Here is a 15,256-nt window from a genome sequence, read left to right as displayed (position 1 = left end):
TGGCACGTTGGTGCAGTTTGATCTGGAGTGACAGGCTTGCCACGCTAGCCGAACCAGCGCTTGAACCAGCGGCGAAAGCCCGACGTCGCGGCACTTGCGTGTTTCTGGGCCTGTTCTCGCGCCTGGTCCACGTTTTCTCCGACATCGTCCATGAAGCCGTCGACATTCTCCACGACCGGATCGATCCTGTTTTCCTTGAATGTCTTCACGGCCCTGTAAATCAGATAGGCGAGGCCGGCAAGGATCAGGAAGAAGGCGATGTTGAACCAGGGGATCAGAAGGACATTGGGCTCCGCAACTTCGGTGATGCTGATGACATTGGGAAAGATCGTGAAGAGCTTGATCCGCCAGCCATAGTGCGTGATGGCAACCCAGACCTCACCGTTTTTCTTGGCCAGATCCTGCGCCTGTGCCGTCACATTGCTGCTGTCGAACTTGAAATAGGGCGGCCAGCCCCAATCGGTGTCTTCGTTCCGGTAAACTCTCGGTTCGCCATTTGGCCAGACGGTGTTCACGAACCGGACGTCGCGGGTCCAGTTCTTGTTCGTTCCGGCATCCGGAGCAGCCCAGAACCAGGAAGACGAGCCAATGTCCATGCGTTTGACGTCGGTGCCGACGATGCGCACGACGTCGCGTCCCGGAAGAGTGTAATGCGCAAACAGGACGAAGACGAGCAGCAAAGGGATGCCCACAATCCATTTAAGATACTTGGTCAATCGTCGTCCTCATCGTCGTCGTCATCATCATCATCATCGTCGTCCCGAGGAATAGCTCCCCAAGGCCCCATGCGCAGGCCGAAGCCGATATCGGGCTCTTCGTCATGCATGGACGGTTCCGGCCCGAACAGTTCCTCGCGGGTTCCCACCTTGTCGACCATGTACTCGTCGGCAAGGAATTGCGCCGCATAGGTCTTCTTGGCATCGCTCCAGCCCTGATAATGGGAATAGAACGCATCCTTGTGGCAGATGAACAATTGGCGGAAATCGAGGGGAGTCAGTTCCGCGAGCAGCTGGTTCACAAGCTGCTTGTCTCGGTGGTTCTTCGATCTCAGGAGATAAAAATAGGCGGGATTGTCGGGCTCCGGCCATTGCTGGCCACCACGCTTTTTCATCCGGCGCAGCACGTCGTCGAGAGCGTGATATTCATCCGGAAATTCCCGATGGTACTTGCGCTTGAGAGTGCGCAAATCGCGACGGGACACGTCGGACAGATCTTCTCCGCTGTTGGCTGCAGTGTCGATTACAATGAAATCGAGCTTCTGGCGAAGGATCCCTTCCGCGTCGGCGTCTCTGCCCTTGAGGATCGGTTCGACCAATCCGTTCCGCTTGAGGAAAGAGGCAATGGCCTTGCGGTCATTCAGGTCAAGGACGGACCTGACCGGCAGATCATGCTGTCCTTGCAATTCCTTCGAAGAGATGCAGGCTGTCTGCTTGACCTCGCGAAAGATGTACAGGCCGCCATAGTGATTGGTGTAGAAATTGCCCTGCTCGAAGCTTTCCGAGTTGAGGCTGATCGGCGTCCTGATGATGTCGCCGGTATGCTTCGACAATTCGACCATCTCGGCAATCAGGACGTCGTCCCACCAGCCATCCGGTTCGGTCATGAACCGGTGGATTTTCTCACTGAGCTCGTCGCTGGCCTCGGCATGTGCGCCAACGGTGTCCGCTTCGACATCTATGGTGCGGATGTCGAAGAGATCGCGGGGAGTTCTGATCGCATAGACCGTGTTGACCAGTTCGCCGACCACGGCATCTCGAATGGATAGTGCGAACAGCTGTTCTTCATTGTCATCGATGAAACGGCGCAGGATCGAGCGTGATGTCGAGAAACTGGCGTTTAGCAGCGGGGCCGTCTTCTGCGTGGTCGACAGCAGAATGAACTGACGATTGCAACCGTTGGGGTTGAGGTAAAGCGGGTCGCCCAGTTCATCGCCGATTTCCGGAGAAAACCCGGAAATGTCGACATGAAACTCCTCCAGGCTGGTGGTCTTGCCGGTCAGATGTTCAAGCGCACGGTTGTAACGGCCGACAAGGGACGGTGAAGAAACCTGAAAAAGGTTGCCATACATCAGCCCGTGTTTAACCAGACGCATCATGGGCGGGACGCCTCCATGAAGCGCCGCTTGGCTTCTTCCATCCGCTGCATTTCGCGCACTGCGTTTTCAATGGCGACTTCGTCGGACTTGTCCGCATAGCGGAACTCACTGTCCGCGTAGCGGTTGATTTCCTGAATGACCATGTCGATCGTGATCGGCTGCGCCAGATCCGCAATCATCGACTTCTTCGTCTCATAGTCCTTGAACAGGAACAGGTCCGGGTTCTCCATCCACTCGTCCGGAAGTTCAAAGTCCATGGCACGAACCTTGATGGCATCGGTGATGTTCTTGATGGCGCGGCCGGTGAAACGTTCGTCCGCTTCCTGGATCGCTTTCAGGTAGGCGCCGAGCTTGGCTATGGTGTCGAGACTGCCGATCTCACCGTTGATCCGGTCGAACACCCGCATCAACGCATCTTCCTGCGGCCGTGAATGACTTTCGTAAGACGCAGCGACGGCTTTCTTGATGACCTGGGCTTCAAACAGGTCATGGTCTCCGACGGGGATAGAGTGGTTCTTGCCCATCAGAAGATGCAGAATGTCGATGTAGTCTTCACGCGTCTGCGGGCCATCGACCAGAAACCGCGCACCTGCGCGCTGCCGCAAGGCATCGTCGACATTTTCCGGATAATTGGAAAACATTCCGAAGGTGCAGTTGCCACGCACAACCGTATTGGCTCCGGCGAAGCTTTCCATCAGAACCGCTGTGATTTCCAGCTGGCCGGCGGACGACTGCCTGTCACCGCGCTTGCCCGCAAGCTGGTCGATATCATCAATGGTTCCAAACCCGATCACATTCGGGTCGGTGACGTTCTTGATGAAAGCCTTGGCATTTTGCGCAGACTTGCCCTGGTAGCTGTCGATACTATCCGTGGAGAGATTCTGATAGCGGAAGGCATAGCCGGCGTTGGAGCAATAATCGTTGATCAGGCCGGCCATCATCTGGATCAGCGTGGTCTTGCCGGTGCCAGGCTTGCCGTCACCCATAAACGTGAAGATGAAACCGCCCAGTTCCGCAAACGGGTTGAGTTTGCGTTCGAAATCGTAGGCCATCAACATCTTGGCAAGTTTCATTGCCTGATACTTGGCGATGTGGTTGCCGACGACCTCTTCCGGTTTCTTGAATGCCATTGTCAGGCTGGTGGATCGGGCCCGGGCTGCCGGTGTGAAACCGGTGATCTCGAAGTCGTCCACCTCCACCCGGAAGCGGGCCTGTGCGAAAGGCTGGAGCAGAACCGATCCTTCAGCGCGCAGGGTTACTTTCTCCATCAGCTGTTCGCAGAAAGAGGTGATGATGCCAATGAGCTGTGCATCCGAATGGACCGAAGCGGCCGAAATCTCCTGATCCAGCTCCCAAAGGGCGCCGTGAAGGGCGAGTTGGTCGTTGTCCAGCAGGATCTCTTCCACTTCACCGCATTGACCTTCGATATCGCCTGTTTCCGCGGCCAGACCGGAGATCAGAAAGTCCGTCATGTTGGCAAATACATGAAGCGAAATGAGCGCCGATGCAGACAGCAGCTGTTGAAACTTGTCCTTCTGTGAGGCGTCGAGCGTGCCTGCCAGGTTGCTGCGTTTCAGATCACTCAATCCGGATTGTTCTGCGAACTGATCGGAAGTCACCTGGGCAACGGACAAGGCTCTCCGCAAGGCCCGCAGAATGCTTGCCTGGAGCGGAGTGGTCAGAGCGTCGTCATCGGCCTCCAGTATGCGGGATGACAGCTGAACACCTTCGGGGCGTGCGGTGGAACGGGTGACCAGTCCGGGTGTCGTTGAGCGGAACCGGCGTCTTGTGCCCAACCCGCTTGACCTTTCCCTGACGACATCGGGTTCGCGCTTTGCGGCAATCCGCGGCGTGTGGTCGAACCCTTCGAGCATAGATTCCGCGAACTGGTATTTCTCGCGGATCTTGTCTTCTTTCAATTCCATGAGGTCGTTGGAAATGGTCACGCGTGAAACCTATTTGTAGCTGAGTATCTTGCCCTTGGGGCTGACGGCATATTTTCGGATGTTCGCAAATCCCGGAGGCTCGAGTTCCTCCAGGATCTGGTAAGGGCGCTGTGGCAGGATGAGGGAACGTTGGCGATCGGTGTGACCGGCGGTTTCCTGCGGGTCATCGCCCGGTGCCGCGAATGGGTCCAGCGCGTAGACCTGCCGTTCAACACTGGAAAAGAATCCTGATGATTCCTGTTCCGTGCCTGAAGCAACCAGCGTTTCGGTCGTCCAGGCCAACGCCCAGTCATCTCCGGGCTTCTGACCTGCCTGACTGAGCACGTCGCGCAAGGGGCCGGACTGCTGAGTGAATGTGTGGCTGTACATCGGGCCGAGGTAGAACCTGCGCAATCGCTTCGGATGCAGATCGGAGAAATCCCGGTCAAATCCCCGCGCGATCGTCACCAGCTTCAGAGCGGAGGAGGACTGCGCCGTCAGATGGCTCTGGACACGTGGCCAGCGGCGTTCATCCTTCAACAGCGGTTCCTTGCCGCTGTCTTCAAGGTCCATGACGTAAATCAGCGGGATGTTCTGCTGGCTGTCATAAACCGCCCAATGCACGCGGTACTTTCTGCGTTTCTCAGAAACGTTGCCGGTCCAGGCTGCGCGAGGGTCATTGCGCGCCCAGAACAGCGACGCTGTGGTCAGTTGCTCATAGTACTGCCGTTCCGACGCGGCGAACTGCAAATTCACAGGGGCGGATTGCTCCCGCAGGATGTGGTCCACCATTGCAAGCTTCAGGTCCCGCATGGAGGGCAGGGACCTCAGGTGGTTTTTCGCCTGCATGGCATCGTTCGCCATTTCAAGCAGTTCCTGATAGATCGGGAAACCGCTGTCCTGACGATCGATACTTAGAAGGTTCGGCAGCTTGTCGGAGACCCGGCCGGCCAGCAGGTACTTGTAGGACAGGGCAGTGAACGTTCCCGCCAAAGCCTCAAGATACCCCTGGAGGATCGGAATTTCCGACGCCAGCGCCGTGTTTTCGGACACGACGCTTTCGGCGACCCCCTGCAGGTGAGAGATGATCCGCTCAAACTTTGCGAAGTAGCGCCTTGTTTCATGCGCTTCTTCCAGTTTTCTGTGGTCCAGGGTCAGATCCAAGGTTCTACCCTCAGCGTCTCAGACTTCAGTAGTTCAGGCGCCATACGCGTTCTTGTCGTGCTTGTCGACAATCTGCTGGAACCGGCGGGCAAAGCGCTCGTCCGACTTTGCTTTTTCTTCCAGGACCTTGCGCGCGAACACCATGTGGTCTTCGTGAGCTTCCATCATGTCGGCCATCCGCTGGTTGGTGGCCGAGCCAATGGCCGCCATTGCGGATTGCGCTTCCTTGTCCGTTGCCACGCCGATCTCGTTGATCTTGTGAGCAACGTCTTGCTGTTGCGCCGTTTTCAGCGACTTGACCAGGGCATCATAAAGCACGACGCGCTGTTTGGTATCCGTTTGAAGCTTGTTGATCAGCACCATCTGGGTGGCCGCCTGGTTTTGAAGACTGTCGACCCAGGTCTTGCCTTTTTCAATGTAACGTTCAAGCGTCTGGCTTTCCGCCAATTTGACCTGCTCGTCCTGGGCAAGCTGGTTGTACTTGGCGTTCATTTCCGCCAGTTCGCTTTCCAGCTTGGTTCGTGCGGCAGCATCGGTCTCCACCGAGATCTTGTTTTCCAGGGCGATGATTTCCGGATCCATCGCAACCAGCTGTTTCTTGATATCTTCAAGCGCCCCAACGGATTGCTCCCGCTGGGCGAGTGTATCGCCGAGGTTGGTCTCAACCCGCTTGGAGTGCTCAGTCAAGGTGTTGAGCTGCTCCTGGAGCAGGTGGCCGATGGTGTTGGACTTGGAAATCAGATCCTGCAGTTTGTCGTCGATGCTTGCGCTGCGCATGCGCTCCTGGCGGATGCTGTCCGATCTGTTCTTGGAGAAAAAGCCGATAAAGGTTTCCCATCCGGTCTTCGAACGCATGGCGTCGAATTCCTTGGAGAAGGTCGCGGTGACATCGTCAAGACCCATGATGAGTTCGGCAATATTGGCGCCCATCAGCTCGGTGTGGGCATGAACATCGTCAAGCGTCGCGTTTTCGATATCGATCGAAATATCCTGGCCGGCACTCATCTTGGTGTGTGCCGTTTCGATCTTGGAAGTGAGTTCGTCGATCTTCTGACGCGCAGCTGCAACTTCCTGCTTGGACTTTTCGATTTGAGCGTTGAAATCCGCCATTTGCCCCTTCCCAAATATCTCCGAGTATTGCGTACTTTATGTAGCGATTTTTAGTAGAAATACAATTACAAGTTAATGAACAAACCACTCGGCAGGAAGAAGAAATCCTTAACCGCAACACTGTTTGCGACGATGTTTCGCTGGCCGCAGGCCTTGGGCCCTCAGGCATGGAATATCTCAGGTTTCAGCCCACTTCGCGGCACCAAATTTCGATAGAAACAGATACAGGACAGCGCCAAGCCCCGCGCTGATAATCCAGTCGAAGCCGCTCAAAAACCCGAGTGCAGGCAGCCAGACGGCAGAGACCGAAAATACCGATGAAAGGGCAAGTGCGGCGATTGCCTCAACATGAAGCCCCTTGTGGTAGTAGTACACGCCGCCGGATGACTGGCTGTAGAGATCCTCAACAGACAGAGCCTGCCTTTTGAGCAGATAGAAGTCGGCGATCATGATGCCGTAGGCAGGTGCGAGGAATGCACCGAGCGTATTGACGAATTTCGAGATACCGAAAACGGAAATGACCGGTACCCAGAGGGCGCTGACGACAAAGGCGAGGGCGGCTGCAATCATTCCACCACCCCGAAAGCTGATCCGGCCGGGCCAGAGATTGGAAAGATCGTTGGCGGGTGGAACGTAATTGGCAACCACGTTGATGCCGACGGTCGCGACGAAGAACATGAGCGCGGCCACGACCGTCAGTGCGGTGTTGTCGATACGGGCAATGATTTCGGTCGGATTGGTCAGATGCTCCCCGAAAAGGGCAATCGTGCCGGCTGAAATCAAAAGAGACAGAAAGGCAAAGACGGTGATGTTGACCGGAAGCCCGAGCATGTTGCCAAGTTTCATTTCCCTCTCTGTCCGCACGTAACGGGAAAAGTCACCATAATTCAGAATAATCGCAGCATAAAAGGCGATCATTGTTCCCATCACCGCGAAAAAGTTGGAGACGTGACTGCCAGTCGCCTGGGGGTTGCCTTTCAGTACGGACCCGACTTCAGCGGGAAGAGACGATCCGGTTCGCACCCAGATCATGATCAGCAATGTTACCATGACGGCATAGACTGCTGGACCCGCCCAATTGAGGAACATGCGGATCCATTCAATTCCTTTCCAGAAGAGAACGATCTGCGTTGCGCAGACGATGACAAGCGCGATCCAACCCATAGGCGTAAGCCCGAGGTAAGTCTCCTTTGCCCCTTCACCAAAGAGTGCAGTCAGCAGCAAAAGGATCGCCGTTGAAGCGACATAACTTTGCGCACCGTACCAGAATATGGCCACGATCCCGCGCATCAATGCCGGGATGTTGGCGCCATAAACGCCCATGCTTGCTCTGGCCATGACCGGATAGGGAATGCCGTAGCGCACACTCGGTCTGCCGGCCAGATTGATCAGAAACATGATCACGAAACCGGACAGGACAATTGCCGCGAAAACGGCCCAGCCGTTCAATCCGTAGTCGAAGAACAACGATGCGGCCAACGTGTAACCGAGAAGACTTTGCGCCGTGTTGCACCAGGTATTGAAAATTGCGAACCAGCCCCACCTGCGCGCGGCTGGTTCAATAGGAGCCAGATCCGGATTGTAAAGCCGACCGCTCGGGTCTCGCTGTTGGATCGTGTCGGAAGGAGAGGTCTTCATCTTGCAATTGCAGATTGGTGGGGTTGAATCTCTAGAACCTGAGAGGATCTAAGGTCAGCGTCGCCTCAAGGTCCAGAAAAAAACGATTGGATGTGAGGTCGTCATCTTCTGAATGAGGTCTTGGGATCAACTGGCAGAGCGCGAATGGGGTATCGACCCCATACAGATGATCCGCCCGACCTGCCACCTTTCTTTCATCGAAACATCGATGCCCCGCTCGAAAGAGCAGATTTGAAGAAAGGAATAGACCAATGAAAATTTTCGCAAAAACCACTGCCGCCGCCGCCGTCCTTGCCGTTGCCGGAATGGCCTCGATGGCGACCGTCGATCCCGCCCATGCGCTTTTCGATGTCTGCAAGAAGGTCAAGATCACGGTGCAGAACAACACCGGCAAGCCAATCCAGCTGTTCGACCTCGACTATCGTGACCTCGGATCAAACAGATGGCGTTCGGAAAACATCTCCAACCGTGTCATCCCTCACGGCGGCAAGTACAGCGTGAGACGCAATCTGGAAGGCGTCAACAATGCAAAGACCTTTGTTCGCGTTCAGTTCCGGAAACTGAAGTCCAACGGCAAATGGGAACGCCTGAAGTACTGGTATGCGGATTCAGCGACCAAAACCTGCTCTCGCGGTAAAAGCTTCAAGATTGTTTTCCGCTGATCGCAACCGGATCTGAAACGCCGCACCGGCAGGGGTGCGGTGGTCCACTTCTCTCTCAATCAAATCAAGTTCGAACCTGACTGGATGGTGCCAAGAGGCAGCCTCCTTCAGGCGGCCAGAAGGATGTCCAAATCATGCTCAGCAAACATCTCCCGAAAGCGGTTCTGATCAGCTCCGCTTCCATCGTCACGCTCGCCTTTGTCGGAATTGCGTCACAATCAATCAACTGGAACGGCGTCGGAGAAAAACTCACGGATCTTGTCGAAGCTGATCAGGAGAAAGGTCCGGTTATTCAGGAGTTGGCTGATCAGCTGACGGAGACTCCTGCCACTTCTCCCGTGATCCGACCTGCTGCCGAGGCCCAACCGAGCTCGCAAGGTCGGCACGCGGTGGGCCAAATGTCTCTCTATTCAAGCACGCCAGCAGGTGCACCAATGGCAAAACGAGCGATGGACACCGCAATGCAGGTCGCTCCGCTGCCAAATCGCGAAAGGTTTTCTTCTGAAGAACCAAACCCTCTGAAACAGGTTATCAAGGACCCGGTTTCAACATTCTCAATTGACGTGGACACCGCGTCTTATTCCTTCGTCCGTTCCGGGTTGAACAACGGAGTCCTGCCAAATCCAGACGCAGTGCGCGTTGAGGAAATGGTGAACTACTTCGACTACGCCTATCGCGTTCCCGACAGCGGGGAAGCGCCGTTTTCAACCAGCGTTACAGTCACAGATACGCCCTGGAACAAGCATACAAAACTGATGCAGATCGGTATTCAGGGTTACAAGGTCCCGATCGACGAATTGCCGCCCCAGAACCTTGTGTTTCTGATCGATACTTCAGGTTCCATGGCAGATGCCAACAAATTGCCTCTGCTGCAGCAATCCTTCCGGCTTTTGCTGTCGACACTCAGGGATGGGGACGAAGTCGCGATCGTGACTTATGCCGGCAACGCAGGCGTGCTGCTTGAGCCGACCAAGGTGGCGGACAAGACACTCATTCTGGAAAAGATCAACGCGCTCACCTCAGGTGGCTCCACCGCCGGGCATGCCGGCCTCAAGGGCGCATATGCCCTGGCAGAGAAGATGACGGGCAAAGGTGAGCAGACGCGCGTCATTCTGGCCACCGATGGCGATTTCAATGTCGGTCTGTCAGACAACGAGAGCCTGAAGCGGTTTGTCGCCGACCAGCGCAAACAGGGAACCGCTCTTTCGGTTCTCGGATTTGGACGCGGCAACTACAACGACGAACTGATGCAGACGTTGGCGCAGAACGGGCAGGGTGTTGCAGCTTACATCGACACTCTTTCCGAAGCTCGAAAGGTTCTGGTCGACCAGGTGGTCAGTTCGATTTCCATGATTGCCCAGGACTTGAAGATCCAGGTGGAATTCAATCCCTGGACCGTCGCCGAGTACCGGTTGATCGGGTATGAGACCCGAGCCCTGAAAACGGAAGACTTCAAGAACGACAAGGTCGATGCGGGGGATATCGGTGCCGGACACAACGTGACGGCTTTGTATGAAGTCACGCTGGTCGGTTCGCCTGCGCAAAAGTTCTCCGATCTTCGCTACGGTGGGCAGAAGGAAACGCCTGATAACCTCAACACCTCGTTTTCAGGCGAGCTGGCCTATGTGAAGCTGCGCTACAAGGAGCCGGGAGAAGAACAGAGCCGTCTGCTTGAGACGCCGGTGAGTGCTGATGCCAACGAAATTCCCAGAAACGAGACGCTGTTCGCTGCATCCGTGGCCGCCTTTGGGCAGTTGCTTAAGGGCAGTGACTATCTCGGCAGTTGGACGATGGAGGACGTCGAAAAGCTGGCAAGTGAAAATCGTGGTTCAGATCGTTTCGGGTATCGCTCCGAGTTCCTGAACCTTGTCAGGCTTGCACAGGTGAGCGAACGATAAGCCGACATCACCAGATCAAGAAGACCGGCAGGTTTCGGACCTGCCGGTTTTGTTTTGCCTGTGTGGCTCAACGGTCTTTCAGCCAGTCAAGCGTGACTTGTGTTCCGTCGGAGTCGTTCAGATCCAGCCGGCTGGAGAGTATCAGAGACAAAGCGCCGATGTCGTTGGTCTTCCAGAGATAAAGCGTGTGCCGGGTGGGTTCGAAACGGGCGCACGAAGTTGCACCGATATCTGCAACATATCTGGGCGGTGAATCGCGGCGAATGTCGAACGCCTTGGCGCCCGTGGCTTGTGCCGGATTGTTCAGGCAGACGGTGACAAGACGCGCATCAATTGCTTCATCCAGTCCACCGGAGGCAACTTCAGGCTTCAGTACAGCAGGTACCTCAGCTGACAGGATCGCAGCAGGTGCTTGCGGCGCCATGTCGCTTTCCTCGCCAACCTGATCTGATGCGCTGTCCATCAAAGGCGCCGACAGGGAAGAGGTAACCTCTTCACTGCTTTCGCTCAACGGTTGATCCTGTGGAGCCGGGGCTTCTGTTTCAGGCGATTGCCGGCGCGCTGCAGACATACGCTTGGCAACTGGCGGCGCCATTTTCTGAAGGGAGGGAGGAGGGATAATTTCCTGGTCGACAACTTCGCCCTTTTGGAAGCGGATCAGGTCATTGTCTCCGCTTTCCAGAAAGGTCGGGGCCGGAAAGTCAGCGGCGAGTGTAGTGCCGGACATGGCGGCCATCCATCCTCCCGCAAGGAAAGACAGGACAACAACAAGGGAATTTCGCGTGTCTCGGCGATACATTGATCTGACTGACTATTCCAATTGTCAGCCGGTCGTTTCCTTCCGGCTGAGTGACAAGTTGACTCAGTTTGACGGTGCAAGATAACGGGTATTCACCCAGCCGGAAATCGTGTCAGCGCGAATTTCGCACCACCTGCTTTCACAAATGTCGGAAAGTTCAACACTACAGTCACCAGGGGTAAGAGCCCCGAGTGGCTCAAAGCGGGTTCCAGGGCCTGCCCGCACATTCAAGACGTCGTCCTCAGCCACGTTGACGCACATTGAAACGCCTGTCGGGGAAGCACCCGGGGTCAGAAACATTTTCGGCGGCTGCGCAGCGGAGGTGCAGACGCCGTTGACGTTTTGCCCGCGCGCGCACAATGTCTTCACGGACATGGAAAGCAACTCCCATTCGCCTGTGCTCGTGCGGATGACATATCCGCGAAAGTGTTCGCCGAAGACACTGTCATCGAGATATCCGGTCAGTCGAATGTTGACGTGGTAACCGGAGCCTTCCTTCCGAATATTCAGATCCATCCCGGCACTGCCTTCGGCACTCTCAGGGTGGGTTTTCAAGAACGGCACAAGAACGTCAATGAAATCAGGCGCGGTCGCGACACCCGGACCAACGCGAATTTCGCGAAATCCTTCTGCGTCGATCGCCCCCTGGGCGTTTGCCTGGCCGGAGGACAATGGGGCTGCGAGCGCAAGGCTGAAAACCAGTGGGGCAGCATGTGTGAATTGGGAGGGCATGGTCACGGTCCTTTCATCTGGTCACTGCCAGAATTGTCAGACGTCTGTCTCTGTGATGCCATGGGGTGAATGCCCCATCCGGTAGCGATCAAATCTCCTTCGACGGGTCAATCAATCCCTCCTTGAGCGCCCGTGAAATGAGTTGCGGAACCGAGTGGACATTGAGCTTCTGCATCAGGCTGGTGCGGTGCTTGTCGACTGTCTTGATGCTAATGCCAAAGCCCTGGGCGATTTCCTTGTTGGACTTGCCCGACAGGATCATGTTGAGGGTCTGCCGTTCCCTGTCGGTCAGAACAGGAGGTCTGGGTGTCTCTTCCAGGATTTTCAGGAAATGCTCCGAGATGTGTCGTTGACCTCGAAGAACTCCTGGCAGTTTCTCATAAAATTCCGTGTTATCGGAGGCCTTGGAAAATAGCCCGTCGACCCCTGCTTCAATCAATTCGGAAATCAGACCGACAGCTGAAATGCCGGTCAGGACCACAACCCGGGTCTCCTTTGACCAGCGGCGGGCCTCGACGAGAACTTCGACCCCTCCGGCCAAGGGCATCGATACGTCCAGAAGCAGCAGACTTGGCCGGTGCTGACGAATTTCGGCAATCGCGCTGAGGCCGTCACCGGCTTCTGCAACAACCCTGATCCCTTCAGGTTCGATAAGACCGGGTTTTTCCAGTGCATCCTTGAGCCCGGCCCGAACAATTGCATGGTCGTCCGCAATAATTGCGCTGTATCTTTGCTCGCTCACGGCCCACTATCCCTGAAACAGAATTCAGGTAAACCTGACATGCCTTTTTGCAAATGACCAGATTGCAGCAATCGCACCGGCTCCTGTCGATCATGGGCGCCGCCCTGACGATGTGCCTGTTTGCGCTGGTCAGCGCGCAGGCGGAAACAGTCAACCTGCAGCCAGGACGAGGTGTCGGTGATCTCAGGCCGCAGATGACCTATTTCAGCGATCCGGGCGCGTCACTCGGCGATGTTTTGAAGCACTACCGCGCCGGTGATTTCGGTTCCGATCTATCTGCCTCCATGCTGGACTGGAACTATGCGCCGGAAGCATGGGCGGCGGTCGAAATCTTCAATGCCACTCTGGATGATGGCCGCGGTGCCGATCCGTTCGTGCTGACGATCGACCTGCCACTGGTAAGTGCGGTCGATGCTTATGTCATCCGCGAAAGCGGCTTTACGGAAAACCTGATCAGATACTCCATCTTTGAGCCCTTCGTGCCGGAGGATCACTCCGTTACCAGGCTCAGAACTCCCGAGTTCGACATCGCACCGCAGGAAAGCGTCATCGTTCTGGTCAACTTCAAGTTTGGCCCGGTCCAAACGTTCAAAGTCGCACTTGAAACACCGGTTGAGCTTGAAGCATCCGCCTTTGCTTCCGGAATTTCCCACACCGCGTTTTACGCCTTTGCCATTGCTTCGTTGATCTTCTTCTTCGGATTCCATCTTGCGATGAAAAACTGGATCGGACTGCTCTACGCGGTGCAATTCGGTATCGGGCTCGCGCTGATCGCCTACGTGGACGGCCTCTGGTTCCGGTTCTTTTATCCCGGCGCGCCCGAACTGCAATCGCCTGTCGGTTTCTTCCTGCTGTTTTCGCTGTCCGGTCTGGGGTTCTTCATTTCCGGACAGTCCGTCCGTGAGGGGGGAAAGGAGACCAGACTTTCATTGATCCTGCGGTCATTGTCGCTGCTCTCTGTCGCGGGTTTTCTCGCCGCTCTCTTTTCGCCGGGCACCTATGTTGCGTTGTTCGGCTATGTACTCTTGGGGCTCATGTTTGTTGCGGTCTTTGCCGCGAGCAACAGCTGGCGCCGAACGGAAGGTGCCATTCATTTCTCCGGTCTGTTGATTTCGGGTCTCGGCACCTTGCTCATCGTGACCCTCATTGCGATCGTGGTCGTCGGCAGCCGTGCTGAAGTGATCCCCGTGGCCACGGCCGTAAAAGGCATCTTCTCGATCCTGCTGGTGGCCACGATGACGGGGTTGACCGCGCATATCATCAATTTGCGCAGGAAACACTCCAAGGCGGTTCAGGCTGAACTCTCCGCGCTCGAAGCAGAAGCCAAGCGCAGTCAGGAACTGCTTGTTGCAGAACGGAACTATTCCCGGGCGCGTGAGCTCGCCAATTTGCGTCAGAGACAACTTGCAACGGCGTCACATGATCTGAAGCAGCCCATTGCTTCACTGCGCATGAATGTCGACGCGCTGGCAAGCACTCTTGAGCCGGATGTTCGCAAGCGGTTGAGGGAAGCTTTCAATTACATCGAGGCGCTGTCCAATGACTACCTGAGGCAGACCACGCCGGACGAAGGTTCCGAGGCGAAAGACGAAGCTGGCCAGGATGTTGCCGCCGGACATACCGAAGGGGAAGCGGAAGCCTATGAAATCTCGCTTGTTCTCGATACCGTCTATCAGATGTTTCACGAAGAGGCGGTGTCCAAGGGACTGGAGCTGAAGCGGGTCTCGTCAAGCAGGAAGGTGTCCGTTCCGCCGCTGATTGTCATGCGGATCGTCAGCAATCTTGTTTCCAATGCGGTGAAATATACGGAGACCGGCGGCGTTCTCATCGGTGTGCGCAATCGCGGAGCGCGGCTTGATCTTTGTGTGCTGGACAGCGGTCCGGGATTGAGCGAAGCGGAAATCGCCGCCTATTCACGTGCTTACTCAAAAGGTGAAGCGTCAGACGGCCAGGGGCTTGGGCTGTCCGTCTGCTTTGAATTGTCCAGGGAGAACGGCATGGAGTTTACCTGCCGATCTCAGAAATCGAAGGGAACGCAATTCATCCTGACCGTCCCGCTTGCCAAATCCGGGCAATAGGGGCAGTCAACAGGGTTCCTTCAAGTCCGGCTGGTTACGCCTCTTGTTCCGCCAGCACCTTCTTGGCAACACGAAAGCACTCGAGCGCCTGCGGTACCCCGCAATAGATGCCAACGACGTGGATGATTGCGCGGATCTCTTCCTTGGTGACACCATTGGTCAGCGCGCCCCGGCAATGGGTTTCCCACTCGGTCATCTTTCCGAGCGCACCAATCATCGCAAGGTTCATCATTGAGCGGGTCTTTGCGTCAATGACTTCGTCTCCCCATCCAAACCCCCAGCACCAGGCGGTCATGGCTTCTTGAAACGGTTTGGTGAAGTCGTCGGCAGCAGCGAGATTTTTCTCGACATATTCCGCGCCGAGAGTGGCCTTGCGCTGTGCGAGACCCTTTTCGAAAAGATCCTGGTCCATT

At 55.9% G+C, this 15,256-nt stretch carries 13 protein-coding genes; 3 read left to right on the top strand and 10 right to left on the bottom strand.

The window, feature by feature from the left end; translation table 11 throughout:
* Positions 1–44: 44 nt before the first annotated feature.
* The 6 genes from ABLQ08_RS10320 to ABLQ08_RS10295 all read right to left on the bottom strand — a co-directional run bounded on the left by ABLQ08_RS10320 (position 45) and on the right by ABLQ08_RS10295 (position 7,932).
* On the bottom strand, positions 45–716 hold the full coding sequence (locus ABLQ08_RS10320) for a DUF1523 family protein (protein WP_352941474.1): 672 nt from the start codon (positions 714–716) through the stop codon (positions 45–47).
* Positions 713–2,095 (bottom strand): DUF6638 family protein, encoded by a 1,383-nt coding sequence (locus ABLQ08_RS10315; RefSeq protein ID WP_352941472.1) that lies wholly within the window; start codon positions 2,093–2,095, stop codon positions 713–715. The genes ABLQ08_RS10320 and ABLQ08_RS10315 overlap by 4 nt, the downstream gene beginning before the upstream one ends.
* Positions 2,092–4,041 carry an AAA family ATPase gene (locus tag ABLQ08_RS10310; protein ID WP_352941469.1) on the bottom strand — a complete coding sequence of 650 codons (1,950 nt, stop codon included), beginning with the start codon at positions 4,039–4,041 and terminating at the stop codon, positions 2,092–2,094. Before ABLQ08_RS10310 ends, ABLQ08_RS10315 begins: the two co-directional genes overlap by 4 nt.
* Positions 4,042–4,050: 9 nt before the next feature.
* Positions 4,051–5,184 (bottom strand): hypothetical protein, encoded by a 1,134-nt coding sequence (locus ABLQ08_RS10305; RefSeq protein ID WP_352941466.1) that lies wholly within the window; start codon positions 5,182–5,184, stop codon positions 4,051–4,053.
* A 33-nt stretch (positions 5,185–5,217) separates the two neighbouring features.
* Positions 5,218–6,294, bottom strand: coding sequence for a hypothetical protein (locus ABLQ08_RS10300; RefSeq protein ID WP_352941464.1), 1,077 nt, complete (start codon positions 6,292–6,294; stop codon positions 5,218–5,220).
* 177 nt (positions 6,295–6,471) lie between these two features.
* Positions 6,472–7,932, bottom strand: a complete 1,461-nt coding sequence (locus tag ABLQ08_RS10295; protein ID WP_352941461.1) for an NCS1 family nucleobase:cation symporter-1 — start codon at positions 7,930–7,932, stop codon at positions 6,472–6,474.
* Positions 7,933–8,183: 251 nt separating this feature from the next.
* Here ABLQ08_RS10295 and ABLQ08_RS10290 point away from each other — a divergent pair, with 251 nt between their 5' ends.
* Positions 8,184–8,594 (top strand): hypothetical protein, encoded by a 411-nt coding sequence (locus ABLQ08_RS10290; RefSeq protein ID WP_352941460.1) that lies wholly within the window; start codon positions 8,184–8,186, stop codon positions 8,592–8,594.
* A 134-nt stretch (positions 8,595–8,728) separates the two neighbouring features.
* Positions 8,729–10,492, top strand: coding sequence for a vWA domain-containing protein (locus ABLQ08_RS10285; protein ID WP_352941458.1), 1,764 nt, complete (start codon positions 8,729–8,731; stop codon positions 10,490–10,492).
* Between the two features lie 67 nt (positions 10,493–10,559).
* Here the strand turns inward: ABLQ08_RS10285 and ABLQ08_RS10280 are convergent, their stop codons facing one another.
* From ABLQ08_RS10280 to ABLQ08_RS10270, 3 genes are all read right to left on the bottom strand, one after another.
* Positions 10,560–11,219, bottom strand: coding sequence for a hypothetical protein (locus ABLQ08_RS10280; protein WP_352941455.1), 660 nt, complete (start codon positions 11,217–11,219; stop codon positions 10,560–10,562).
* A 135-nt stretch (positions 11,220–11,354) separates the two neighbouring features.
* Entirely contained in the window at positions 11,355–12,023 is a 669-nt protein-coding gene (locus ABLQ08_RS10275) for an SH3 domain-containing protein (RefSeq protein ID WP_352941453.1), read from the bottom strand.
* 88 nt (positions 12,024–12,111) lie between these two features.
* Positions 12,112–12,765, bottom strand: a complete 654-nt coding sequence (locus ABLQ08_RS10270) for a response regulator transcription factor (RefSeq protein WP_352941452.1) — start codon at positions 12,763–12,765, stop codon at positions 12,112–12,114.
* A gap of 53 nt (positions 12,766–12,818) precedes the next feature.
* Here ABLQ08_RS10270 and ABLQ08_RS10265 point away from each other — a divergent pair, with 53 nt between their 5' ends.
* Positions 12,819–14,843: a sensor histidine kinase gene (locus tag ABLQ08_RS10265; RefSeq protein WP_352941450.1), complete on the top strand. Its 2,025-nt coding sequence runs from the start codon at positions 12,819–12,821 to the stop codon at positions 14,841–14,843.
* 34 nt (positions 14,844–14,877) lie between these two features.
* Here the strand turns inward: ABLQ08_RS10265 and ABLQ08_RS10260 are convergent, their stop codons facing one another.
* Positions 14,878–15,255, bottom strand: a complete 378-nt coding sequence (locus ABLQ08_RS10260; protein ID WP_352941448.1) for a carboxymuconolactone decarboxylase family protein — start codon at positions 15,253–15,255, stop codon at positions 14,878–14,880.
* Position 15,256 lies beyond the last annotated feature (1 nt).

The organism is Roseibium sp. SCP14 (genome assembly GCF_040329475.1).
In the GTDB taxonomy this organism is placed as follows: Bacteria; Pseudomonadota; Alphaproteobacteria; order Rhizobiales; family Stappiaceae; genus Roseibium.
This window is presented reverse-complemented; position numbering and strand designations above follow the sequence as displayed.

Excerpts from the sequence above, each read along its gene's own strand:
- ABLQ08_RS10315 (WP_352941472.1), bottom strand. The coding sequence starts at position 2,095 with ATGATGCGTCTGGTTAAACACGGGCTGATGTATGGCAACCTTTTTCAG.
- ABLQ08_RS10300 (WP_352941464.1), bottom strand. The coding sequence starts at position 6,294 with ATGGCGGATTTCAACGCTCAAATCGAAAAGTCCAAGCAGGAAGTTGCA.
- ABLQ08_RS10295 (WP_352941461.1), bottom strand. The coding sequence starts at position 7,932 with ATGAAGACCTCTCCTTCCGACACGATCCAACAGCGAGACCCGAGCGGT.
- ABLQ08_RS10290 (WP_352941460.1), top strand. The coding sequence starts at position 8,184 with ATGAAAATTTTCGCAAAAACCACTGCCGCCGCCGCCGTCCTTGCCGTT.
- ABLQ08_RS10285 (WP_352941458.1), top strand. The coding sequence starts at position 8,729 with ATGCTCAGCAAACATCTCCCGAAAGCGGTTCTGATCAGCTCCGCTTCC.
- ABLQ08_RS10280 (WP_352941455.1), bottom strand. The coding sequence starts at position 11,219 with ATGTCCGGCACTACACTCGCCGCTGACTTTCCGGCCCCGACCTTTCTG.
- ABLQ08_RS10275 (WP_352941453.1), bottom strand. The coding sequence starts at position 12,023 with ATGCCCTCCCAATTCACACATGCTGCCCCACTGGTTTTCAGCCTTGCG.
- ABLQ08_RS10265 (WP_352941450.1), top strand. The coding sequence starts at position 12,819 with ATGACCAGATTGCAGCAATCGCACCGGCTCCTGTCGATCATGGGCGCC.
- ABLQ08_RS10260 (WP_352941448.1), bottom strand. The coding sequence starts at position 15,255 with ATGGACCAGGATCTTTTCGAAAAGGGTCTCGCACAGCGCAAGGCCACT.